Genomic DNA, 25,004 nt, shown 5'->3' on the forward strand with positions numbered 1-25,004 from the left:
CAATGAGGTGTGATTTTAATTTTAAAAGATGAAATATTTTAAAATATTATTCCTGTTTTTACTGATAACTACACTTGCTGATGCAAGCACAAGCAAAGCCGTACACATTGTAGTACCCGTAAAATGCCACCCAAGGATATTGTTCGGTGCTGAGCGGCTGCGCGAAGCGTATGGCAAAGCGGGGTATGATGCTATCATCCTGCATCAAAATACGGTTCCAGCCGGCTGGGCAATTGTGGTTGGGTTAACCAGCGATGAAGTGGTAGTAAAATCCACTGCTGCCTGGCGTCTGCCCATGAAAAAACTGCCTGCCACTAAGGAAGCCTTCAATATCACTTCATCAAAGCAAAACAACATTGTTATAGCCGGGTTGGATAATTCCGGTGCATTGTATGGTTGCATAGAATTGGCTGATGAGATCAAGGCTACCGGTAAACAGCCGCAAAATATATCGAAATTTGATCATCCCGAAATGGTGTTGCGCGGTGCCTGCATCGGTATGCAAAAATCAACCTATCTACCGGGCAGAACCGTTTATGAATATCCGTACACTCCCGAAACCTTTCCATGGTTTTATGATAAGCAGCTTTGGATAAAATACCTCGACCAGATGGTGGAGAACCGCATGAACTCGCTTTACCTGTGGAGCGGCCACCCGTTTGCTTCGCTGGTGCGATTGAAAGATTATCCTTATGCAGTTGAGGTAAGCGATGAAACTTTTAAAAAGAACGAAGAAATGTTTCGGTTTTTGACCACCGAAGCAGATAAACGCGGGATCTGGGTGATACAGATGTTTTATAATATCATCGTATCAAAACCCTTTGCCGAGCATAACCACATGAAAACGCAGGATCGTAACCGGCCGATCGTACCAATTATCGCCGATTATACCCGTAAATCGATAGCTGCATTTGTGGAAAAATATCCTAACGTAGGCTTAATGGTTTGCCTGGGCGAGGCAATGGAAGGTGTTGGTCAGGATGATATCGACTGGTTCACAAAAACAATCATCCCCGGGGTTAAGGATGGTTTAAAGGCATTAGGCACAACCGAGGAGCCGCCGATAGTGTTGCGCGCTCACGATACTGATGCTCCGGCCGATATGAAAGCAGCCCTGCCGCTTTACAAAAACCTGTACACTGAAGCTAAATATACGGGCGAAGCGCTTACAACTTACACTCCGCATGGTCCATGGGCCGAATTGCATCGAACGCTGAGTCATTTGGGTAGTGTGCAGATAGAGAACGTACATATTTTAGCCAACCTGGAACCTTTCCGCTATGGTTCGGCTGATTTTATACAGAAAAGCGTGCTGGCTATGCACAATACATACGAAGCCAATGGTTTGCATTTGTACCCGCAGGCATCGTACTGGGATTGGCCCTACAGTGCCGACAAAGCCAATGGGACGCGTTTACTACAAATGGACAGGGATTGGATATGGTACAAGGAATGGTCGCGCTACGCATGGAACTGCCACCGCGATACCATTGCCGAAGGGCAATACTGGGCAAAACAGGTAAGCGATAAATATGATTGCGGTGAAAAGGCAGGCGCAGATATTATGGAAGCGTATAAGCAATCGGGCGAGATTGCGCCTAAGCTGCTGCGCCGCTATGGTATTACCGATGGTAATCGTCAGACATTAACGCTGGGCATGTTTATGAGCCAGCTGGTCAATCCCGAAAGGTATGGCTTATTTACTTTGCTTTACAACTCTGAAGGGCCGGTAGGAGAGATGCTGAGCGAATATGCCGACAAAGAATGGAAACATGAACCACATACCGGCGAAACGCCGGTGCGCGTTGCCAGCGATGTGGTACAAGAAGGCAAGGATGCGATCAAAGCGATAGAAGCCGCTGAACCATTTATCAAAAAAGATAAGGCCGAGTTTACCAGGTTAAAGAACGATATGTATTGCTACAACGACCTGGCTAATTTTTATGCGTTAAAGGCACAGGCTGCACTACTGGTATTGCGCTATAAAAACTCGAAAGATGTAAATGACCTGGAAAAAGCCGTGCCGCTACTCAAACAAAGTGTGGAGCATTTTAAGCAATTAACGGAACATACCAAAAACACTTACCTGTACGCCAATAGTATGCAAACCAGCCAGCGTAAAATACCTATTGGCGGTAACGACGGTAAAAACAAAACCTGGGCCGAACTGCTGCCTAAATACGAGAATGAACTGGCGCATTTTAAAAAGAATGTAGACTCGCTGAAACGACATGCGGGTGAACCTGAAAAGGTAAGTGCAGCATCGCTTATGCCGGTAAATGTTAATTGGTTATCAAAAGTTGAAGGTACTTATACACTTGCTGCAAAAACATCGGTTTACACAGATACCGACTTGGTAGCCAATGTTTACGATGGTATATTGAAAAATATGAATGGCCTGCGTTTATCGCAAAAACAACAAATTGCCGAAGGCACTACATTGAAATTTAGCACAGATAAACCGGTTAAGCTGTTAGTTGGATTTTTTAAAGAAAAGGGAAAAAGCTATTCGCCCGAACCGACTTTAGAGAATGATGCCAGTGCGAATGATTATGGTCAGGCTGAGATCAAGGTAGCCAATGCTATTGTTTTTAAAGATATGCCGCCTGTAAATATTCATGCATATAGCTTTGCCGCAGGTACACATACTTTAACCTTGGCAAAAGGTCGTTGTTTGATAATGGGATTTGTGGATGGTAATTTAACACTCCCGGTTTATGATGCGGCCATGAACAAGGGTGGCGCAAATCGTTTTTTAGATGCTTTATTTGAATAATAGATGAAGAAGCTTAGTCTGATCGTAATATCGATATTATTTGCCGGTTCAGCTTCCGCGCAAAGCGATAACCTGAAACTTTGGTATAACAAACCCGCCGAAAAATGGACGGATGCCTTGCCTATAGGTAACGGCAGGCTTGGCGCAATGATCTATGGTGGCGTAAACAGCGATCATATCCAGTTTAACGAACAAACCTTATGGAGCGGAGGGCCGCGAACTTATCAGCGTGTAGGTGCTGCAAGCTATTTGCCTAAAATAAGAGAACTGCTTTTTGAGGGTAAGCAGGCCGAGGCAGAGAAGCTTGCCGGTGAACATTTTATGGGAATGAAAAGTAACGAAGCTACTTACCCAAGCCAGTTTGCCGGGTGGCTGAAAAAAGTAAAAGCCGACATTGCTTTGGCGACACAGGATGAAAGTAAATGGCCCGAGATTAAAGTCCCCACACCAAATGGCTGGGAAGTTGCAGGTTTGCCGGGAGTTGATGGGGCGGTTTGGTTTAGAAATAGTTTTGAGTTACCTAAGGGTTGGAAAGGTAAAAACCTGGTGATCAACCTTGGTAAGATCCGCGATATGGATATCACCTATATCAACGGTGTAGAAGTTGGCTCGATGGATTCGATGAATTTTGGCCGTATATATACCATCGCGGCAAGCTTGTTAAAAGAAGGTAAGAATGAAGTTGCTATTCAGGTGATTAATCCTTACGATAAAGGCGGATTGGTAGGCCCTAAAGCAGATCAGAAACCTTATGTGGTTTATCCGGAAGGCGAAGATCCGAAAAACGGAATAGTATTAAGTCCCAATTGGAAGTATAAAATTCAGGATGCTGATCCACCCGCTGCCCCGGCTTATGAAGCCGATTATCAGCCTTTCGGCGATTTATACCTCAACTTTAAAAAAACCGAGGCAGTTACAGACTATCATCGCGAACTGGATATTAAAAATGCTGTTTCGACCACAAGTTATACCAGCAATGGTGTCCATTTTATACGCGAATACTTTGCGAGTGAGCCGGATCAGGCTATCGTGATCCATATTAAAGCTAATAAGGCAGGTCAGGTCAATTTAGATGCTTTATTGCAAACTTTTCAAAAGAAAAACCATATTGCCAAAATTGATGATCATACCATCGCTATGACCTTGACAGTAAATAATGGCGTGTTACATGCTGCCAGTTATTTGTTTGCCAAGGCGGTTAATGGAAAGATCAGCGTAAGCGACAAAGGTGTGAGCGTTAATAATGCTGATGAGGTGACTTTTTATTTGATCGCAGCTACTTCCTTTAAAAACTATCAGAATGTTACGGGTGATCCTAAAGCTATATGTACACAGCAACTGGCAAATGTTAGAAGCAAAACTTATGCAACCATCAAAGCCGCACACATAGCCGACTATCAAAAATATTTCAACACGTTCTCGGTTAATTTTGGTGGTGATGGTGCTGTAAGCTTACCTACCGATGAGCGCATCAAACAGTTTTCGACCACGTTTGATCCGGGATTGTTGTCGTTGTACATGCAATATGCGCGGTACCTGATGATCTCGTGTTCGCGGCCGAATAGTCCGCTGCCGGCTAATTTACAGGGTATTTGGAACGACCAGCTTACGCCACCCTGGGGTAGTAAATATACCACCAATATTAACCTGCAAATGAATTACTGGCCGGTTGATGAACTGAATCTTGCTGATTGCGGCAAACCGCTGTACAAAATGATCAGCGAACTATCCGTCGCCGGTAAGGCAACTGCTAAAGTATATTATGATGCACCGGGTTGGGTGCTGCACCACAATACCGATATCTGGCTGGGTACCGCGCCTATCAATGCCTCTAATCATGGTATATGGCAACCGGGCGGGGCGTGGCTTTGCCACAATTTGTACGAGCATTATTTATTTACAAAAGATAAAACGTTTTTACAAACCGCCTATCCTGAGATGAAAGGCGCAGCCGAGTTTTTTGTGAGTACACTGGTTAAAGATCCGAAGACGGGATATCTCATCAGTACGCCATCAAACTCGCCCGAGCACGGTGGTTTGGTTGCCGGACCTACGATGGACAGGCAGATCATCCGCGACCTGTTTAAAAACTGTATCGCGGCAAGCAAAACATTGGGTATTGATGCGGACTTCCGTAAAAAGCTCGAAGAAAAATATAAGCAGGTAGCTCCGAATATGATCGGTAAATACGGGCAATTACAGGAATGGATGGAGGATAAGGACGATACGTCAGATACGCATCGCCATGTTTCGCATTTGTGGGGCGTTTATCCGGGAACGGATATTACCTGGGATGCTTCGCCGGCTATGATGCATGCGGCCGAACAATCATTTAAATATCGTGGTGATGATGCCACCGGCTGGAGTTTAGCCTGGAAAATAAACCTGATGGCACGTTTTAAGCATGCCGATCATGCCATGCTTTTGGTTAACAAGTTGTTAAGCGTTGCCGAAAATGATAACGGTAAAGATCGCAGCGGTGTTTACCATAATTTATTTGACGCACACCCACCGTTCCAGATAGACGGTAATTTTGGCGGTGCCGCAGGTATTGCCGAAATGCTGGTGCAAAGTCAGCAGGGGTATATTGAACTATTACCTACTTTACCCGGTGCTTTGCCCGATGGAGAAGTTAAAGGCCTTTGCGCCCGTGGTGGTTTTGTAATGAATATAAAATGGCAAAACGGCAAGCTGCAACGGTTGGAAATCACATCAAAAGCAGGTAGCGACTGCGAATTGAAATATGCCGGCCTGAGCACAAAGTTCAAAACCGTGAAAGGTAAAACTTACGTGTTTAACGGGAGTTTAAAAGGTGTATAAACTGTGTGTAAAATGAGTAAAAAACGACAGTTTTATATACCAAACGTTAGACAAATTGCATGCATTGCATTACTGTTTAGTGTTTTGGCAATAACTGATTTATACGCTCAAAATACACCCTTTTCGCCCCCTGTAAGGCAGGATATTCTGCTCAATAAAAACTGGGTCACCACTGAAGACGATGGCAATATCAACGCTCATGATGGCTTTGAGGATCCGGGGTTTAGAACAGCCAATTGGAAAACCGTTGATGTGCCACATAACTGGGACGAGTACGAAGGATACCGCCGTTTAAAGCATGGTGACAGGCATGGTTATGCCTGGTACCGTAAAAATTTTACTGCTAAAATACTACCCAATAAACGCTACTTTTTATATTTTGAAGGTGTGGGCTCGTATGCTACGGTTTGGCTGAATGGGAAAAAAGTGGGCTACCATGCCGGCGGGCGTACCACTTTTACTTTGGATGTTACCGATGTGATTAAAGCACAAAACGTTTTAGCAGTTCGTGCAGATCATCCCGATAAAATTCAGGACCTGCCTTGGGTGTGCGGAGGTTCGTCGGATGAGGTAGGTTTTTCGGAAGGCTCACAGCCGATGGGGATTTTCAGGCCGGTGCATCTGATTGTGACCAATCCCGTAAGGGTACAGCCTTTTGGCGTGCATATCTGGAATGATACGACAGTTAGCAAACGGAATACAACCGTGAATATCGAAACCGAGGTTAAAAATTATAAAAGCAGCTCTGCAACTATTATCATCAGCAGTAAACTGATTGATCAGCAAGGTAAGGTTGTTGCGGGGGCACATACTGAACGAACGCTTAACCAGAGTGAAAGTACCACAACGCGCTATGGTATAGGGTTTAAAAATGTGCATTTATGGTCGCCGGAAAGTCCGTATCTGTATCGTTTGGTAACCGAAGTAATTGACGAGAATGGAAAGGTAATAGATAGAGACACTACGCCTTACGGGATACGCTGGATAAGCTGGCCGGTAGGCAGAGTAGGCAATAATAAACAGTTTTTACTGAACGGGAAGCCGGTTTTTATTAACGGCATTGGCGAATATGAGCACAATATGGGCCAAAGCCATGCCTTCACCAATGAGCAGGTACGTACACGGGTAATGCAGGTTAGGGCAGCCGGTTTTAATGCTTTTCGCGATGCGCACCAGCCGCATAATTTACTATATCAAAAATATTGGGATCAACTGGGTATATTATGGTGGCCGCAGTTCACGGCGCATATCTGGTATGATACGCCCGCTTTTCGCGATAATTTTAAAACGCTGCTGGTTGATTGGGTAAAAGAGCGCCGTAACGATCCGGCAAACATTTTATGGGGGCTGCAAAACGAAAGTAAACTGCCCGCCGGTTTTGCTAAAGAGTGTTCGGAAATTATTCGTCAACTCGATCCAACGGCATCGTCGCAACGCAAAATAACAACTTGTAACGGGGGGGAAGGTACCGACTGGAACGTGCCGCAAAATTGGACAGGTACTTATGGTGGCGATCCGCAAACCTATGCTGCCGACATCCAAAAACAAGTTTTAATAGGTGAGTACGGAGCATGGCGCAGTATAGACCTGCATACCGAAGGCGGTTTTGTGCAAAACGGGCCGTTAAGTGAAAATCGCGAAAGCCAGCTGCTGGAAACCAAAATACGGCTGGCAGAATCGGTTAAAGATAAAACCACCGGGCAATTTTTGTGGGTATTAAGCTCGCACGATAACCCGGGCCGGGTACAGGCGGGTGAAGGCTACCGCGAACTGGATAGAATCGGTCCGATAAATTATAAAGGTTTGTTAACACCATGGGGTGAACCTACCGATGCTTTTTACCTGTATCGTGCCAATTATGCGCCAAAGGATAAGGAGCCGATGGTTTACATTGTATCGCATACCTGGCCGGATAGGTGGTTAAAACCGGGTAAAAAAGACAGTATTTGTGTATACTCTAATTGTGATGAGGTGGAGCTGTTTAACGATATCAACGGCGCATCATTAGGTAAGCGCCATCAACAGGGTAAAGGCACACATTTTCAGTGGGATGATGTTGATATCAAATATAATGTGCTTTACGCCGTAGGTTACGTAAAAGGCAAAAGGGTGGCGGAAGATAAGATAGTACTGAACCATTTGCCCAAGGCGCCTAATTTTAACGCGTTTATATCTGGTGGGGATGTTATTGCGCCGAGCCCTAACCTGAAATATATTTACCGGGTAAATTGTGGCGGGCCGCAGTATATTGACCATTTGGGCAATTATTGGATGCCTGATGTGCAATGGACGGGCCAAAACGAAAAGGGATGGGGTTCCATATCGTGGACGAGCGACTTTCCGGGTATGCCGGCCATGTTCGGCAGTCAACGGCGGATTAATGATCCGATAAAAAACACCTCAGACTGGCCGTTGTTTCAAACCTTCAGATACGGTCGCGATAAGCTGCGATACGGTTTTCCGGTGCCCGATGGCGATTACCAGGTTGAACTTTATTTTGCCGAACCCTGGTATGGTTTGAGTAATATTAACGCGACGGGCTGGCGTGTGTTTGATGTGGCTGTTAACGGTAAAACCATGTTAAACCATGTTGACCTGTTTAGAGAGGCGGGTTATGCTTCGGCTATCAAAAAAGTGCTCCATGTGTATGTGAATAACGGTCATATCGACATTGATTTCCCAAGAGTAGCATCCGGGCAAGCGGTTATATCAGCTATAGCCATAGCAACGACTAATAAAAATATTAAACGGGTGCTGGTTGGCCAACAGTTAATTAAACATTTTAGTAGTCACTATTCATCGCCTTCAGTACCAGAACGATGGCAACCAGGCACCTGGATGGATACCGGTGTTAAACAATTTGCCGATGATAAAACCACTTTTAGCAAACTGCCGCCAAACCTTTATGGAGCCGAGTGGATTAGGCCACCCAAAGCCGTGACAGTTACTTTCGAGTATGCACGTATCGATCTGGATGCTGATGCCGAGGTATATGTTGCCCTGGATGAAAAAGCGAAGCAACTACCTGCCTGGATGAAAGATTACGACGATACCAAAACGTTGATAGAGAACGATATGGATGGCGGACATAATTTTAAAGTGTATCATCATCGCTTTAGTAAAAACGCGCCGGTAATATTTGGCAAAAATGCCGATAGCGTGCTGATGTATACTATTGCGGTGTTGCCGGTAACAAATATGGAGCGCGCTACCGACCTGAAACCGACAATATCCTACAAAACAGAAACTGCCGCACTGGCAGGAGGTGTAGCAATTGTCGAAACAACCGGAAGAAAGGCGATCGGTTTTAATGGTAACGAGGGGAGTGTAACCTGGAATATTTCTCCTGGTGTAGCCGATATTTATACCCTGCGCATTAAATATTTAAACACCACCGGTAAAACGCTTACCGCAGATGTGAAAGTTTTGGCTGCCGATGGTACGGTGATGAAAGCCGGTTTAATGGAGTTTCCGGTTGTAAACGATGGGAAATGGAAAACGGTTGAAACAACTACAGGTACCAGCATTAACGCAGGAAATTATAAAGTGCTTATTACAGCTAAAGATGCCACCGGGTTAAGCATTTCAGGATTGGAAGTACAGTAGATGCGCAGATGAATTTGAGTAAATTAAGATATATGAGAACAAAATATCAATTAGTTTTTGCAGCGTTATTAATTATTGTAACGATTTCGGCACAAGCTCAAAAAATAGTACCTGAAGCTAAAATGCAGGAAATTTACAATGAAGTAAAAACGCCTTACAAATATGGGATGGTGGTTGTGCCAACCGATAATCAAAAAAAGGTTGATTGCCCTACTGTATTCCGCAAGGGCGGTAAATGGTTTATGAGCTATATTATTTTTAACGGCCGTGGCTACGAAACCTGGATAGCCAAAAGCGACGACCTGCTGCATTGGGCAACGCAGGGACGTATCCTGTCGTTTTCGGATACTACTGATTGGGATAATAATCAAAAAGCTGGTTACCCGGGCCTTGAAGATTCGAAATGGGGCGGGAGTTACGAACTGCAAAAATATAACGGTAAATACTGGATGAGCTATTTTGGCGGGCATGACCGTGGATATGAAAAAGGTTTGTTGTCGATCAGTATAGCCAGTACCGATAAGGACCCATCAACACCGCACGAATGGCAACGTTTAGGCAAACCCGTGTTAATGGTTACAGATACCAATGTGAGCTGGTGGGATAACCACACCTTGTACAAACAAACCGTGATCTGGGACAAGGCAAAAACCACCGGCTATCCATTCTTAATGTATTATAACGCCAATGGCGACAGCGTGAACAAAAAGCGCGGTGCAGAACGCATTGGTATGGCGGTGTCAAACGATATGGTACATTGGATACGCAATCGTAAAGATCCGGTGTTGAACCACGGCGCAGGCATTACCGGCGATCCGAATATCGAGAAGATCGGCAATGTGTGGGTGATGTTCTATTTCGGTGCATTTTGGTCAACATCGGGGCCAACCTGGCAAAAACATGGCGGCGCGTTTAACCGCTTTGCCGCATCGTACGACCTGGTGAACTGGACGGACTGGACGGGCGATGACCTGATCAAATCATCGGAAGTATTTGATGGTCAGTTTGCGCATAAATCGTATGTTATTAAATATAAGGGCGTGGTTTATCACTTTTATTGCGCTGTAAACAAAGCCGATCAGCGTGGTATCGCTGTAGCAACATCGAAGGATATGGGCAAAAGCGAAGTTAATTTTGTAGCACCGCCACCACAAAAAGCAAGATCGGTAGGGCAATGATTGATATGGTGAAAATTTTAAAAAGGGCATTGGCCAAGTGCGATTCCCCTCTTGAGAGGGGTGGAGGGGTGTGTTATTTACGTTTTTATAAAAATGAGCGAGTTTATTTGGGCGTTTCCCTACGAGCCAGGCTATTCGCTCATACTGCACGGGCCTTAGCCACGGGCCGGTATCCGCTACTATCCCTAACGCGACCGATCGGTAAAATACTGTTAGCATGTAGTGTTGTATTGCTGTGTGCCTCTACCGTTTTTGCCCAACATTTCCCATCCCAAAGCTTTAACCAAAACTGGAAGTTTTTTTTAGGCGACGATAGCCTGGCTAAGCAAGCAGCCTATAACGATAGCCAATGGCGTAAACTCAATTTACCGCATGATTGGAGCATAGAAGGTAAGTTTGACGAAAAAGCACCCGGAACTATTAACGAAGCTGCTTTACCTGCAGGCATTGCCTGGTACCGCAAAACGTTTACCATCCCGGTAACGGATAAAGGCAAAAACATATTTATTGATTTTGATGGCGTTTACCGCAACAGCACGGTTTGGCTCAACGGGCATTTGTTAGGCAACAGGCCTAATGGATATATCTCGTTCAGATATGATCTGACGCCTTATCTTAACTTCGGCAGCAAGCCTAATATCATCGCTGTAAAGGTTGATAACTCGGCGCAGCCAAACTCGCGCTGGTATTCGGGATCGGGGATATATCGTAATGTTTGGCTGGTGAAAAAGAATAAAACACAGTTTAAACCTTGGGGAGTGATTGTTACAACGCCGTTTGTTTCAAATGCAAAAGCCGAAATTGATGTATCAGCTAATGTTAACGAGGAAGAGGAGGCACATTATTTCCGGGTCACTACTAAGATATTCGATCAATCGGGTAAACTCGTAAAACAAGCATCCCAAACTACAGAATATAAGTCATCGGATGTGATCCGTCAAAAAATTATCATTTCTAAGCCCAGCCTTTGGTCTGTTGAAGGCCCTTATTTGTATAAATTGTTAGTTGAGATATCGCCGGTTTATGAGGCACTGCAATCAAAATCAGTCATACTTGATAATTACCAAACTACTTTCGGCATCCGCTCATTCAATTTCGACGAGCATAAAGGCTTTTTTCTTAACGGCAAGTCCATAAAAATACTGGGCGTTTGTCTGCACCATGATGCCGGTGCTTTGGGTGCTGTAGTAAACACACATGCTATTGAGCGGCAGCTTAAAATATTAAAGGAAATGGGGTGTAACGCCATCCGCACATCGCATAACCCACCGGCACCCGAACTGCTCGACCTGTGCGATAAAATGGGTTTTTTGGTAATGGATGAGGCTTTCGATATGTGGAAGAAGAAAAAAAACCAGCAAGATTATCACGTGGATTGGGATAAATGGCACCGGCAAGATCTGATAGATCAGATAGAACGCGACCGTAACCATCCATCGGTATTTATGTGGAGCATAGGTAACGAAATTCGCGAACAGTTTGATACTACAGGTATCCGCATTACCAAAGAGTTGGCTTCGATTGTAAAAGCTTATGACCCGACCCGACCGGTAACATCGGCACTAACGGAAACCGATCCTAAAAAGAACTACATCTATCAATCGGGTGCTTTGGATGTTTTGGGTTTTAATTACCACCAGGAATTATATCCCGATTTCCCGAAGAATTATCCCGGTCAGAAATTTATTGCTGCCGAAACCATGTCGGCTCTTGCCACACGGGGGCATTATGATATGCCGAGCGACAGCATACGCCGCTGGCCGCATAATGGCAAGGATCCTTTGAAAGATGGTAACCCTGATCTGACCGTTTCGGCTTATGATCATGTTTCGGCCTATTGGGGATCTACTCACGAAGAAACCTGGAAAGTGATCAAAAAATATGATTTCCTTTCGGGACTGTTCGTTTGGACAGGTTTTGATTATTTAGGCGAACCGGTACCCTATCTATGGCCAGCCCGCAGCTCTTATTACGGTATTGTTGATTTGGCCGGTTTCCCAAAAGATGCGTACTACATGTACCAAAGTGAGTGGACGAATAAACCCGTACTGCACATCTTTCCGCATTGGAATTGGCAGCCTGGTAAAGTGGTTGATGTTTGGGCATATTACAATTGTGCCGATGAGGTGGAGCTGTTTTTAAATGGGAAATCGTTAGGGGTGAAGAAGAAACAAGGCGACGACCTGCATGTGATGTGGCGCGTTAAATACGAACCCGGCACATTAAAAGCGGTATCTAAATTAAACGGTAAAGTGGTTTTGGTTAAGGAAATTAAAACCGCAGGCAAAGCTGCAAAAATTGACCTGATAGCAGATAAGGAAAAACTGAAAGCTGATGGGAGCGACCTGAGTTACATCACCACAAAAATTACCGATGCACAAGGCAATTTAGTGCCCGATGCAGATAACGCGGTACAATTTGAGGTGAGCGGGCCGGGTTTTATAGCCGGGGTTGATAACGGTTTGCAAACCAGTTTGGAGCCGTTCAATTCATCATCGCGCAAAGCATTTAACGGTTTGTGTTTAGCCATTATACAAGCTAAAAATTACACGGGTAAAATTATGGTAACGGCAACCTCGCCCGGGCTGCAGCCCATTACAATTTTTATTGATTGTAACAAATAAGTTATTGATGGCAATATCGTACAATATCTGGAGAACCTGATACAGAAAAGCACTGCCGGTTGCAAGTAGTTTTATACCCTATAAACCTACAGTACCATTTACCAGATATATGAAACAACAAAGCATATTTGATTATATTAATGTTGACGGATTTTCGTCGACACCTAAATATATGCAGCTTGCCAATTGTATCCACGAGGCGGTAGTAACAGGTAAAATTAATCAGGACAGGATTCTACCATCTTTGCATGAGTTGACCTATCATCTTGAAATATCAAGGGATACGGCGGATAAAGGTTATAAGTACTTACGCAGCCTGGGCATACTGGCGTCCATACCCGGTAAGGGCCATTTTATTACTGCCAATAATGTAGTACGGCAAAACAAGATATTTTTGCTGATCAATGAGTTGGGTAATAATAAAAAAGTGTTTTACGATGCCTTTAATCAGGTTTTAAAAGAACCGGTTACTATTGATTTTTATGTATACAATAATGACTTTGCCTTGTTTAAAAAGCTGCTTAACGGCAGGCGCGAAGGGTATACGCATTATGTTATCTTACCACACTTTACCGAAGGCGGCGAGAACGTTCACGAACTGATCAATACCTTACCAAAGGACCGGCTGATATTACTGGATAAGCCTATTAGCGGAGTGCATGGGAACTATGGCGCGGTTTACGAAGACTTTAAAAAGGGTATTTACGCATCGCTCGAAAAGCTGCTCAACCCTTTAAGTAAGTATAATACCATCAAACTGGTGCTGCCGCAAAACGGCTGTAACGCAGGCGACGTGGTGAAAAATTTTAATGCGTTTTGCCTGCAATATGCTTTTGAGCGGAGCGTGGTTACTCATGTAATTGCCGAAGAGATCAAAGAAGGGGAGGTGTACATTTGCCTGTCGGACGATGATCTGATCACACTGATCGAAAATGTAAAAGCAACCAACCTAAAAGTAGGCAGGGATATAGGCATTATATCATGCAATGAAACGCCTTTGAAAAAGTATATTATTAATGGGATCACCACCATCTCTATTGATTTTGAGCAGATGGGCAAACGGGCCGCGAATATGATACTTAAAGGCCAAATGGAGCAGGTTGAACTGGAGTACCGGATAAATATGCGATCATCATTATAAATGAACTATGATAAATAGCATATGAAAGTTTTACCTGTTTTCGATCTGGCGATCATTGTACTCTATTTGGTGGGAATGGTTTTGGTTGGGTTTTACTTTTCGCGAAAAAACAACAATTCCGATTCGTACTCCAAAGCGTCAGGTTTAATACCCGGCTGGGCTATCGGCTTATCCATATACGCCACGTTTTTAAGCAGCAATACTTTTTTGGGCGTACCCGGCAAAGCATATGGCGGTAATTGGAACGCTTTTGTGTTCAGCTTATCAATGCCTTTAGCAGCTTTTGTTGCCACCAAATACTTTGTACCATTTTACCGTAAAACCGGCCAGATATCCGCCTATACCCATTTAGAAAAACGCTTTGGCGCCTGGGCACGTACTTACGCGGTGGTTTGTTTTTTGTTAACCCAGCTGGCTCGTATGGGGTCGGTATTTTTTGGCATTGCATTAAGCTTACAGGCCCTTACAGGTTACTCCATGCAAACCATTATGGTGGTAATGGGCATATCCATTATTATCTATACGGTAATGGGTGGCATTAAAGCAGTAATATGGACAGAGGTGGTGCAGGGTATTATCAAAACCCTTGGCGCGCTACTGATCATCTACCTGATCGTGTCGCATATGGATGGTGGTATCCAAAGGATAGTTAGTATCGGAAAGGTAGCAAACAAGTTTAGTTTGGGTAGCTTTTCGGCCAATTTCACACAATCAACCTTTTGGGTGGTGTTGCTTTACGGCTTTTTTATCAATCTCAACAATTTTGGGATGGATCAAAACTATATTCAGCGTTATCATACAGCTAAATCATCAAAGGCTGCATCACGTTCGGTATGGCTGTGCGTATATATTTATGTGCCGGCATCGTTTCTATTTTTCATTATAGGATCTTGCTTGTTTGCTTACTATAACATCCACCCCGAATTATTGGAAGGTATTAAGCACCAGGTAGCTGTTGAACGGCTCCCGCTTAACGCCACTGCCGACCAAATCAATGCTTTGGCCACTAAGCTGCAACCGGCCGATTACGGTGATAAAGTAATGCCGCATTTTATGGTAACCAGCATACCTACGGGTTTGGTTGGTTTGATCGTTTCGGCCATATTATCGGCGGCCATGAGCACGATTAGCTCGGGCATGAATGCATCGGCAACGGTATTTACCGTGGATATTTATAAGCGCTATATTAAACCCGGCATCAACGAACGTCAAACACTTAACATGCTGCACATCGCCACGGTTGTTTTTGGCATACTGGGCATGGGTACCGGCATTGCCATGATCGGGGTAAAGAGCATATTGGATATTTGGTGGCAGCTTTCGGGAATTTTTGCCGCGGGTATGCTTGGGCTTTTTCTGCTGGGTATCATCAGCAAACAAACCAAAAACCAGGAGGCTTTAATTGCATCGGTAATTGGGCTACTGGTTATTTTATGGATGACTTTCCCCAATATTATCCCGGCCCAATACAGTTTTTTACGCAGTACGCTACACACCAACATGATCATTGTAGTGGGTACGCTGGCTATTTTTCTTGCCGGGATTTTACTCACCCGTTTGCGCAAGACCACCACAACCAAATTGACATCAACAACAGTAAAAGAAATACAATAAATGGAACAAAAAGGATTTATACCGGTGATGCTTACCCCGTTTAAAGATAACGGAGCGATTGATTATGATGTATTGACACAGCTAACCGAGGTATATATAGAAGCGGGAGCAAAGGGTTTGTTTGCCAATTGCCTGTCGAGCGAGATGTTTGAATTAACCGATGCCGAGAAATTACTGGTTATAAAACATGTTATCAAAGTAGCTAACGGCACCATCCCCGTAGTGGCAACCGGCACTTTTGCCGGAACTATTGATCAACAGGCCGACTTTGTTAAAAAAGTAAATGATACGGGTACGGATGCAGTGATCGTGATTACTGGTTTGCTTGCCGCTGAAGAAGAGAGCGATGATATTTTTAACGAACGTGTTTTTAAACTTTTTGATAAAACCGACAATATCCCCCTTGGCTTTTACGAGTGCCCTGTTCCGTATAAAAGATTACTGTCGCCAGCGCAATTGATTGATTTTGTAAAAACGGGCCGGGTGGTTTATCATAAAGACACCTGCCTTGATCTGGATACGATCAGAGAAAAACTCAAGGCAACATCCTATAACCCGCAATTTGGTTTGTACGATGCTTACATGGCACACGCGGTTAAATCATTAAAGGCAGGCTCGGCGGGTTTGTCGTGCATCCAGGGTAATTTTTTTCCTGAATTGATTGTGTGGCTATGCGATAATTATGATAATGCCGCCTTGAAGGCCGAAGTTGACAGTGTGCAGCAGTTTTTAATTGATAATATGGACGTGATGCACAATGTATATCCAATTATAGCCAAATATGGCCTGAATAAACGGGGATTAAACATTTCAACTTTTACCCGCCGCAAGGTTGGCGATTTTTCATCGGCAGTAAAGAGCGGGATCGAGCACCTGTACCAGGATTACTCATCACTACAAAACCGGATAGGGCTGCAGCTTTAATTGTGCAGGTATTTCCGTTTGTACTCTAAAGGTGTCATCCGGGTAACCTTTTTAAAGTGGCGGTAAAAGTTTGATACGTTATTAAAACCACACTCAAAGCAAAGCACTTCGGTAGGTAATTTATCCTCAATTAAAAAGCGGCAGGCATGGCTTATACGTATTTCGGTTAAAAAATCGGAATACGTTTTTTTGGTCATCAGCTTAAAGTACCGGCAAAACGACGTAACGCTTAAATTACCAATAGAAGATATCTCCTCAAGGCTTATCTCTTTTTTGTAGTTAGCCAGGGTATAGCTGCAAACCTTATTCAGCCTGATGGTGTCCGACTCGTTCGATTGATGGAACTCGTTGTGTGATAGGGTAATGGGTTTAAACTCGTCAGTTTCGGCTAATATCTTAAGCATAGAAAGCAGGATGATAACCCGGTCGAGGTTAGTGGCTTCAATAGCTCTTCGCATTAAAACAGCTAATTCGGCTTTTGCTTTGCCTTCGATAGTTAAACCACTTTTGGCCTTTTCAAACAATTTAGGCAACAGGTAAACTTCGGGTAAGGTGAGCAGGTATTTACCCAGGCAATCGGGCAAAAAGTGAATAACAATTACTTCGACATTTAAATTTGACTCCGGTAAAAAATATTCTTCCTTACAACGCCAGCAATGGGGCAGGTTTTCGCCCAATAACGTAATTTCTCCAGCAGAGAAGTTGCTGATGTTATCACCGATAAAACGCACACCTTCACCTTTTATAATATAATGAAGCTCTAACTCAGGGTGGTAATGCCAAATGCCCCTAAAAGTGGGTAATATATCGTGGCGTATACTAAACGAGTTTTGTGGCTTAACATCTACTTTTAAAAAATGAGGTTTCATTTACTCAATAATTACGTTTTTGCTGGCAATTGGTTTTAGGATCTGGAGATCCAGGTTTCAATTGATAAAAGTAATAATTTATACTTTATTATCACCTAATAAAAATGCTAATATCCTATAATTCCGCATCCGGGCCGGTTTTTGAAACGACTTTGTTACGTTATGATAAGATTCTACAATAAGTTGATAACAATTAGCAATAATGTAAGTGTGTGATATTTGATATTTGTATTGGATAGTAAAATTTAAACAAATGCACTATCACTAACATATAAACCAAAGCTCTTAGCTATACATTTTTGCTTAAATATTAGTACCGGTTTTTTAAAAGGTGCTAAACAGATTAAAGTTATTCTACACTACTTGTTCGAATAAATTATGATAATTTATTCGGATGATTGTTTAGAATATCATAAAAACTGAATGGATGTATTGCAAAGTTGCAAACTATAAATGTTGATTAAACACTAATAACCCCCATGAATAAACTATCCCTTCTGCTCATTCTTATCTCTGTGTACACTATACCTGTGTGTGCTCAAAAGGGCGAGTCGGCTGCAAACCAGGACCCTAACTACACCCAGGTAATTACCGCCAGGGCCTATAAAATTGTAAACGTATTAGGTATTACCGATTCAGCAAAATTTAAACGCGTACAAGGGGTTATAGTTGATCAATATCGTAATTTAAGCACCATCCATGATGCCCGCAATGCACAGGCTAAAGACATAAAGCAGCAAGCCGGAGAGGATAAAGCCGCCGCAAATGCAAAAATTAAAGCGATAGATGACGATGTAGATGCAAAGTTGAGCAAACTGCACGCAGAATACCTGGCCAAATTAGGTGCCGACCTTAGTGCTGCACAAATTGACCAGGTTAAGGATGCCATGACCTATAACATACTTGGTGTAACCTATAAAGCCTATACTGATGAAGTGCTTACACTAACCGAAGCTCAAAAAACGCAGATCAAGGCATGGCTGGTTGAAGCGCGCGAACTGGCCATAGACGCCGAATCATCAGATAAAAAACACGCTGTATTTAATAAATATAAGGGCCGCATTAACAATTACCTTTCTGCACAGGGCTATGATATGAAAAAAGAAGGCGATGAATGGCAAAAACGCATTAAAGAAAGATCACAACCAAAACAGAACTGACCAATCAAAACATAATAATAAAACCAATTAATCATTAGCTAAATATGAAACCAAATTCAAAACCATTATGAGAAAACTTTTCCTCTTATTTTTTGTGATGCTTGCCTTGAGTGTTATAGCGCAGGCGCAAAACAGGACCATCACCGGAGTCGTGACCGGTGAAGGCGAAACAGAACCCTTGGTAGGGGTAACTATTACGGTTAAAGGAAGCACTTTGGCAACTGCTACCGATGTGAAAGGTAAATTTTCTATTAAAGTAACCAACCTGCAAAACGTAACCCTTGGCGCTAAGTTTATTGGGTTTCAATACCAGGAAATAACAGTTAAACCCGGTGAAACGGTAGCCAACTTTGCACTGAAAGCTACAAACTCTAACCTGAACGAGGTTGTTGTGGTTGGTTATAGTACAAGGAAACGATCAGAAGTGATTGGTGCTGTAGCTACCATTAAGGCATCCGAGATTGAAGATATTCCTGCTCCTAACATGGCGGGTGCATTACGTAACCGTATAGCAGGTTTAAGTGTAAGCCAAACATCTGGTCGCCCTGGTGCCAGTATTACGCTTAACGTGCGTAACTCGCAAATAGCTGCTACATCTGCGCCGGGTGTTACTACCGAGCCTTTATATGTTATTGACGGGGTGATATCAACAACCGACCAGTTTAATGCGATTGATCCCTCCATGGTAGAAGACCTTACCATACTAAAAGATGCATCGGCTGCTATCTATGGTGCCAGCGGTTCAAAGGGAGTAATTTTGATCACTACCAAAAAAGGTAGACCTGGTAAGCCTAAATTTACTTATAATGGTTATACCGGTATTTCTGACGCTGTAGCGATACCCAAAATGTTATCGGCTTATGAGCAGGCTAAGCTGATAAACGATAATCTTGATCAGCAGGGTTTTGCTTCTAATAACTCATATTTTTCTCAGGCCGATCTTGATTACCTGAAAACAGCTCCTTATAAAAGCTGGTTTGATGAATTATGGAAGCCCGCAGTTATGCAAAGGCATAATCTGCAAATGAGTGGCGGTACCGAAAAATTACTGTTTTTTGTTGGTGGCAGCTACCAAAACGAGAATGCGAACTATGCCGGTATGCGCAATACCAAATATGGTTTCCGCAGCGGTATTACCGCTACTTTTAGCGAGAGCCTGAAGGCAGACGTTAGTTTCAACCTAAATTATGGCAACAAATTCAGTAATAACGATATATCAACTGATCAGGACCAGGCTTTCTTCCAATCCTTAATTACTACGCCACAATGGGTGCCTATCCAAATTAACGGTATGCCGGTAACCATCGCCTCTGTTAAAAACCCATTGGGTATTATTAATTCAGGATATTTTGCAAATCAATCAAACACTGATTATACTATTAACGGGGCCCTTACTTATACGCCAAAACCGATACCAGGTTTAACAATGCGTTTTCAGATGGCACAAAATGGAACCAGCGGACATAGCACTACTTACACCGCACCTTACAAACAGTATGATTTTGTAAAAACAGGTAATAATAATGCCTTGTATACCGAAACCCTTTTAAGCACAGGGGATGGAGTTTCTGCAGCCAATGCCAGGTATGAGCCTGCACAAAACTATGCTAACAGGTACCAGGCTGATATTACGGTTAACTATAGTAAATCTGTTGGTAAACACAGTATTACGGCTTTGGTTGGTGGCGAGCAGTCGCAAAGTTCTTCAGAAAACCTTGATATTTACTTTCAGAATCAGATCATCCCTAACCAAACTGAATCGTGGGCATTTGATCCTGCATTAACCTTTAAATCCAACGCTAAAAGCGAAAGTATTAAGCAATCTTTTTTTGGCAGGTTAAGTTATGATTTTGCAAAAAAATATTACATTGACGCTGTTGGACGTTTTGATGCTTCAACCAATTTTGCTACCGAAAACGCATGGGGCTTTTTTCCTAATGTCGGTGTTGCGTGGATAGTTTCGGAAGAGAATTTTTTCAAAAATATTTCAAAAATTAGTTTTATATCCTTTCTTAAAGTTAAAGCCAATTTCGGATTAACCGGTGACGACCGTTTAGCAGCGCGTTTATGGCAGGCCACATACACTGTTGACCCTGCTAATACCGGCTATGTTTATAACAACACCAATGCGCCATCGGCCAACGTAACCAATTATCCCAACCCGGATATCACATGGGAAAAGAAACGATCTTTAAACTTAGGTTTGGAAGCTCAGTTCTTTAATGGCAAGGTTACCTTTGGTTTTGATTATTTCCACGATTACGTTTACGATCAGTTTGATAAGAACGGAGCGAATAACTTCCCTTATTATGCAGGCTTTCCGGCACAAATTGTTAATAACGAAGACCACCATACCTATGGTACAGAGTTTACTTTGGGGTATAATACCAAATTCTCCAAAGGTCTTACTTTTAATGGCAGTGTTAACTTTGGCTTTAGCAGCGGCTACACAAGCCAGGTGTTTCAAAACCCATTCCAATATTTCCAGAATACACCAACCGACTGGCAGATCCTTCAGGGGGTTAATCCAAAAGTTTACAACAGTGGCAACATTGGTTTAATATCAAAAGGTGTATTAAAAACACAAGCTGATGTAGATGCGTTATTAAGGAAAAACCCAAACTACACTATTTATAAACTGACTCCTGAACCCGGCTGGCTGGATTACGAGGATACCAATAACGATGGTCACATTGATGATTTTGATATGGTACCGATGTATAAAAACGGAACTGACCCTGTAATTAATTTAGGCTGGAACCTGGGATTAGATTACAAAGGGTTTTCACTCCGTACAAATATAGTTTCGAGATTTGGTGGCCATGTGTTTTATGACAGCAAGGCACTTGTAAAACCAACGTTAACTGTTAACGTACCTGCATATTGGAATGACCGTTGGTCGCCTCAAAACCCTGATGGTTTATTGCCAAGGAGTGATGATGCATCTGCCGGAAAAAACTCTACCTTCTGGGCAAGAAGCGCCACTATGGTACGTGTAAATAACATGTCGTTAGCTTATAGCATACCGGCTAATTGGCTGCGCCGTACAGGTTTAAGCAATGTTAGATTAATTATTACAGGTAACAACCTATGGACAATTGTAAATCCATTATCTTACAAAGATCCGTACACGTCATCCATTTATGATTATCCTACCATCAGAACTATTTCTGGAGGTTTAACTATTGGATTATAAAAACTAAATCATGAAAACAAAAAATAAAATATTCAAAACATCAGTAAAAAGTATGGCTGTGTTTTGTGCAATTGCTTTAGTGTTTTTAGCAGGTTGCAAAAAAGACTTTCAGGTGCCTGCTCATAGTTCGATAGATGCGGAAGTACTATGGAACGACGAAGGCTCGGTACAATATCATTTAAATGGAACTTACCAGGTAATAATGCCTGATTATCCTTACGAAGTGGCGGCATACCTGCAAGAATTTGCCAGCGATGAGAATATCGGATCGGCCACGGATGGCACCCTGAAAGCGATAATGGGCATAGGCGCGGTACTAACATCTAATGATGTTAAGATCATCGGGAGCAAATACCAGGGTAGTAACAAAGGTGATAACAGGTATTTTGACCTTGCCCGTTGTAACGCCGGTATTGATCAGTTGTCCAGTTCAACTATGCCTTTAGCCACCCGCAAAAAGCTTATCGGTCAGTATTATATGTTAAGGGCAATGGGTTATTTTGATTTGGTAAGGTTATACGGCGGCGTTCCGTTGATCTTAAAAACGCAAAGCCCGTCAAATTACGAAACTGTGCCTCGCTCTAATGCAAAAGCGTGTTTTGCCCAAATTGTAAAAGATCTGGATTCTGCCGCTGTTAATTTAAACGGTGTTACCTTTGCCGATGCTACTGAAAGAGGCAAATTAACCAGGCTTGCTGCTGTTTGCTATAAAGCAAAAGTATTGCTTTATTGGGCAAGCCCGCAGTTTAATCCGGTGAATGATGGAGTGCACATTTATGACCCAACCCGTTGGAACGATGCCCTGGCTGCCAGTAAAGTCGCGTATGATCTTTGCCAATCTTCAGGTGTTAGTTTAATGCCTGATTATAGCACTATTTTTCAAACAGAAGGCACAGGCAATACCGAAGCCATTATAATACGTTCGTATTCTACCCTTTTAGAAAAAAGAGGTAATAACGTAGAATCTAAAGTTCGCCCGGGTAGCGCAACATTTACCGGCGGCTCCGCATCTGATTATTATGTAGCTACGCAACGTATGCTGGATGCCTATCCTATGGCAGATGGTACACCACTTAGCCAGGCAGGCGCCACTTACGACAGTTTTATGTTTTGGAAAAACCGCGATCCACGTTTTGCGCAAACCATCGCATATAACGGCAGCAACTGGAAATTGAACGGTATAGCTGCACGTAAACAATGGACATATTCTGGTGAGATCGAAGGAAGTACTAAACCATTTTATTGTAAACGCTTCAGCGCTCCTGATCTGCCTGCTGCATCTGTTGCCATAACTGCAGATAAAGGCGGTAACGGGTTTGATTGGATAGAACTGCGATATGCCGAAGTTTTGTTAAACTATGCTGAGTGTTTAAACGAAACAGGAGATCTGGCTAGTGCAAAAAATATGGTGCGCCTGATCAGGCAGAGAGCGAAAGTACTTGTAGGTACTAAAGACTATGGTTTGGATTACGCCACCGACAAAGCCACAATGCGCGACCTGATAGCTAACGAACGTATGGTTGAATTTGCATTTGAAGGCAAACGTGGCTGGGATTTAAGAAGGACCAGGAAGTTTCATGAGTTAAGCGGCTTTTTAAGTGTTACAGGCGAAGTAATTAGCCCTGTAAACACCGCTACTAAAAAATCTGAACTTGAAACCCTTGATGCCAATGGTATACGCGGTCGTGATAAACTGAACATGGATGTTGCAGCAACTTACCTTAACTACTTTTCACGTACAGCAGTTTACGGAAACAATACACAGGGTATTTCTATCGCGTCATCACAATGCTATTTTTACGGACTGCCAAGTTCATTCCTTTTATCATCTCCACTGTTAGATCAAACTTTAGGTTGGGATAACGGAACATTTGATCCACTTAAATAAGAGAAACAATGAAAAAATATAAATTTATTTTATGTGTGCTTGCAGGCGTATCGTTATGTCTAACGGCTTGCAAAAAAGAAGGTACCAGCATCTTCAATATGTTTGAGGGTGTTACCATTGATGTAAAAACCACTAACCCAACAGATATTAGTGCTACTGATACCAAGGTAGTTAATGATGGCGATAATGTGTCATTCAACTACACTGTCACTTCTGATCAGGATATGTATGGGATTTCTTTATTAGAGGTTGGTACAAATACCCCGATCCGTAAAATTATTTTAGATGATGCGCATCGCCGTTCTTTTTCTGAGGTTTATACGATGGTGGCTAATAACCGATGCGGCGTAACCAGTTACCGTATATACCCAACTGATAAAGTAGGTGTATATATGGGCGATGGTCATAAAGTGTTTTCTATTAACATAAATAACAATTACGACTTTAATGCAGAGCAACACGTAGATCTGGCTGATAGCGCGACCGTAGATCCGGGTGCAACATTAGCCGCACCGCCTGTAATTACCTATACTGCCCGTCCTTTAGCAAAAAGCTTCTACTCATTAACCGATGTAAAGGCATATAATTATAACGATGCAAAGGCAAATTCAGCTAACATCGATTTTGGTATATGGGCAAAAACAACGGCAACAAAAAATGCAACCACCGGCATTGTAACCGTTACTTATAACTTTTATGCTTATGTACCAACCAGTGTTGCAACTAATTATTTGCCATTTACCACCTTTGATTTTAGCACCTGGACAAAACGACCAAGTAAACTAGCAACAACAACGCAAAATTTGGCAGCTTTTCAAGCACTTAAAACCGGCACGCAAATTATAACCGCGGGAAAGGCAGCTAATATTACCCAGACAAGCGTTGAAATAAAAGCAGCTACTACTTTTTATGTACTTACGCCGGATGGGCGTTATGCTTCGATCTATGTAGATAAGATTGGTTATGATCATATCTATGGTTATTATGCCAACTTCTTTATAAAGTACGCTTATAAATAGTAAGTAATATTTTAGAACTATTAAATTTAGTAGTGGTACCATTTAATACCCTATAAAATTTAAAAAGTGATACAAAAGGGGAATACTTAAAAGTATTTCCCTTTTTGCTTTATAACTGTTTACATCATATCTATATTTAACCTCATAATATAAATGGTTTATGTGCATTCATTTTATATGATATTAACA

At 42.7% G+C, this 25,004-nt stretch carries 13 protein-coding genes; 12 read left to right on the forward strand and 1 reads right to left on the reverse strand.

The window, feature by feature from the left end; all coding sequences use genetic code 11:
- The first annotated feature begins 28 nt into the window (after positions 1-28).
- The 8 genes from ACFGVR_RS16150 (at position 29) to ACFGVR_RS16185 (ending at position 16,683) form a co-directional block, all read left to right on the forward strand.
- Positions 29-2,776, forward strand: coding sequence for an alpha-d-galacturonidase (locus ACFGVR_RS16150; protein WP_448698350.1), 2,748 nt, complete (start codon positions 29-31; stop codon positions 2,774-2,776).
- Between the two features lie 3 nt (positions 2,777-2,779).
- The gene (locus ACFGVR_RS16155) at positions 2,780-5,596 is read left to right on the forward strand and encodes a glycosyl hydrolase family 95 catalytic domain-containing protein (protein WP_448698351.1); all 2,817 of its coding nucleotides are present in this window, start codon (positions 2,780-2,782) and stop codon (positions 5,594-5,596) included.
- A gap of 12 nt (positions 5,597-5,608) precedes the next feature.
- Positions 5,609-9,202, forward strand: a complete 3,594-nt coding sequence (locus ACFGVR_RS16160; RefSeq protein WP_448698352.1) for a malectin domain-containing carbohydrate-binding protein — start codon at positions 5,609-5,611, stop codon at positions 9,200-9,202.
- A 32-nt stretch (positions 9,203-9,234) separates the two neighbouring features.
- Positions 9,235-10,380, forward strand: coding sequence for a glycosylase (locus ACFGVR_RS16165; RefSeq protein ID WP_448698353.1), 1,146 nt, complete (start codon positions 9,235-9,237; stop codon positions 10,378-10,380).
- 230 nt (positions 10,381-10,610) lie between these two features.
- Positions 10,611-13,004, forward strand: coding sequence for a beta-galactosidase GalB (galB, locus tag ACFGVR_RS16170; protein WP_448698354.1), 2,394 nt, complete (start codon positions 10,611-10,613; stop codon positions 13,002-13,004).
- Positions 13,005-13,113: 109 nt separating this feature from the next.
- A complete protein-coding gene (locus tag ACFGVR_RS16175; protein WP_448698355.1) occupies positions 13,114-14,145 on the forward strand; it encodes a substrate-binding domain-containing protein in 1,032 nt (343 codons plus the stop codon).
- A 21-nt stretch (positions 14,146-14,166) separates the two neighbouring features.
- Positions 14,167-15,759, forward strand: a complete 1,593-nt coding sequence (locus ACFGVR_RS16180) for a sodium:solute symporter (RefSeq protein WP_448698356.1) — start codon at positions 14,167-14,169, stop codon at positions 15,757-15,759.
- Positions 15,760-16,683, forward strand: coding sequence for a dihydrodipicolinate synthase family protein (locus ACFGVR_RS16185; RefSeq protein ID WP_448698357.1), 924 nt, complete (start codon positions 15,760-15,762; stop codon positions 16,681-16,683).
- On the opposite strand, the gene ACFGVR_RS16190 is transcribed toward ACFGVR_RS16185, so the two are convergent.
- Complete coding sequence (locus ACFGVR_RS16190; RefSeq protein WP_448698358.1) at positions 16,680-17,552, reverse strand: AraC family transcriptional regulator; 873 nt, start codon at positions 17,550-17,552, stop codon at positions 16,680-16,682. The genes ACFGVR_RS16185 and ACFGVR_RS16190 overlap by 4 nt on opposite strands.
- A 479-nt stretch (positions 17,553-18,031) precedes the next feature.
- On the opposite strand from ACFGVR_RS16190, the gene ACFGVR_RS16195 reads away from it, so the two are divergent.
- The 4 genes from ACFGVR_RS16195 (at position 18,032) to ACFGVR_RS16210 (ending at position 24,815) form a co-directional block, all read left to right on the forward strand.
- Positions 18,032-18,712: a DUF3826 domain-containing protein gene (locus ACFGVR_RS16195; RefSeq protein WP_448698359.1), complete on the forward strand. Its 681-nt coding sequence runs from the start codon at positions 18,032-18,034 to the stop codon at positions 18,710-18,712.
- Positions 18,713-18,779: 67 nt separating this feature from the next.
- A complete protein-coding gene (locus ACFGVR_RS16200) occupies positions 18,780-21,908 on the forward strand; it encodes a SusC/RagA family TonB-linked outer membrane protein (RefSeq protein WP_448698360.1) in 3,129 nt (1,042 codons plus the stop codon).
- Between the two features lie 10 nt (positions 21,909-21,918).
- On the forward strand, positions 21,919-23,796 hold the full coding sequence (locus ACFGVR_RS16205; protein ID WP_448698362.1) for a RagB/SusD family nutrient uptake outer membrane protein: 1,878 nt from the start codon (positions 21,919-21,921) through the stop codon (positions 23,794-23,796).
- 8 nt (positions 23,797-23,804) lie between these two features.
- Positions 23,805-24,815, forward strand: a complete 1,011-nt coding sequence (locus ACFGVR_RS16210) for a hypothetical protein (RefSeq protein WP_448698364.1) — start codon at positions 23,805-23,807, stop codon at positions 24,813-24,815.
- Positions 24,816-25,004 lie beyond the last annotated feature (189 nt).

This window comes from Mucilaginibacter aureus (assembly GCF_053514885.1).

What these genes read in the sequence shown, in the direction of transcription:
- ACFGVR_RS16195 (WP_448698359.1), top strand. Translation starts at nt 18,032, where the DNA reads ATGAATAAACTATCCCTTCTGCTCATTCTTATCTCTGTGTACACTATA.
- ACFGVR_RS16175 (WP_448698355.1), top strand. Translation starts at nt 13,114, where the DNA reads ATGAAACAACAAAGCATATTTGATTATATTAATGTTGACGGATTTTCG.
- ACFGVR_RS16165 (WP_448698353.1), top strand. Translation starts at nt 9,235, where the DNA reads ATGAGAACAAAATATCAATTAGTTTTTGCAGCGTTATTAATTATTGTA.
- ACFGVR_RS16210 (WP_448698364.1), top strand. Translation starts at nt 23,805, where the DNA reads ATGAAAAAATATAAATTTATTTTATGTGTGCTTGCAGGCGTATCGTTA.
- ACFGVR_RS16205 (WP_448698362.1), top strand. Translation starts at nt 21,919, where the DNA reads ATGAAAACAAAAAATAAAATATTCAAAACATCAGTAAAAAGTATGGCT.
- ACFGVR_RS16200 (WP_448698360.1), top strand. Translation starts at nt 18,780, where the DNA reads ATGAGAAAACTTTTCCTCTTATTTTTTGTGATGCTTGCCTTGAGTGTT.
- ACFGVR_RS16185 (WP_448698357.1), top strand. Translation starts at nt 15,760, where the DNA reads ATGGAACAAAAAGGATTTATACCGGTGATGCTTACCCCGTTTAAAGAT.
- ACFGVR_RS16150 (WP_448698350.1), top strand. Translation starts at nt 29, where the DNA reads ATGAAATATTTTAAAATATTATTCCTGTTTTTACTGATAACTACACTT.
- ACFGVR_RS16155 (WP_448698351.1), top strand. Translation starts at nt 2,780, where the DNA reads ATGAAGAAGCTTAGTCTGATCGTAATATCGATATTATTTGCCGGTTCA.
- ACFGVR_RS16190 (WP_448698358.1), bottom strand. Translation starts at nt 17,552, where the DNA reads ATGAAACCTCATTTTTTAAAAGTAGATGTTAAGCCACAAAACTCGTTT.
- ACFGVR_RS16160 (WP_448698352.1), top strand. Translation starts at nt 5,609, where the DNA reads ATGAGTAAAAAACGACAGTTTTATATACCAAACGTTAGACAAATTGCA.
- ACFGVR_RS16180 (WP_448698356.1), top strand. Translation starts at nt 14,167, where the DNA reads ATGAAAGTTTTACCTGTTTTCGATCTGGCGATCATTGTACTCTATTTG.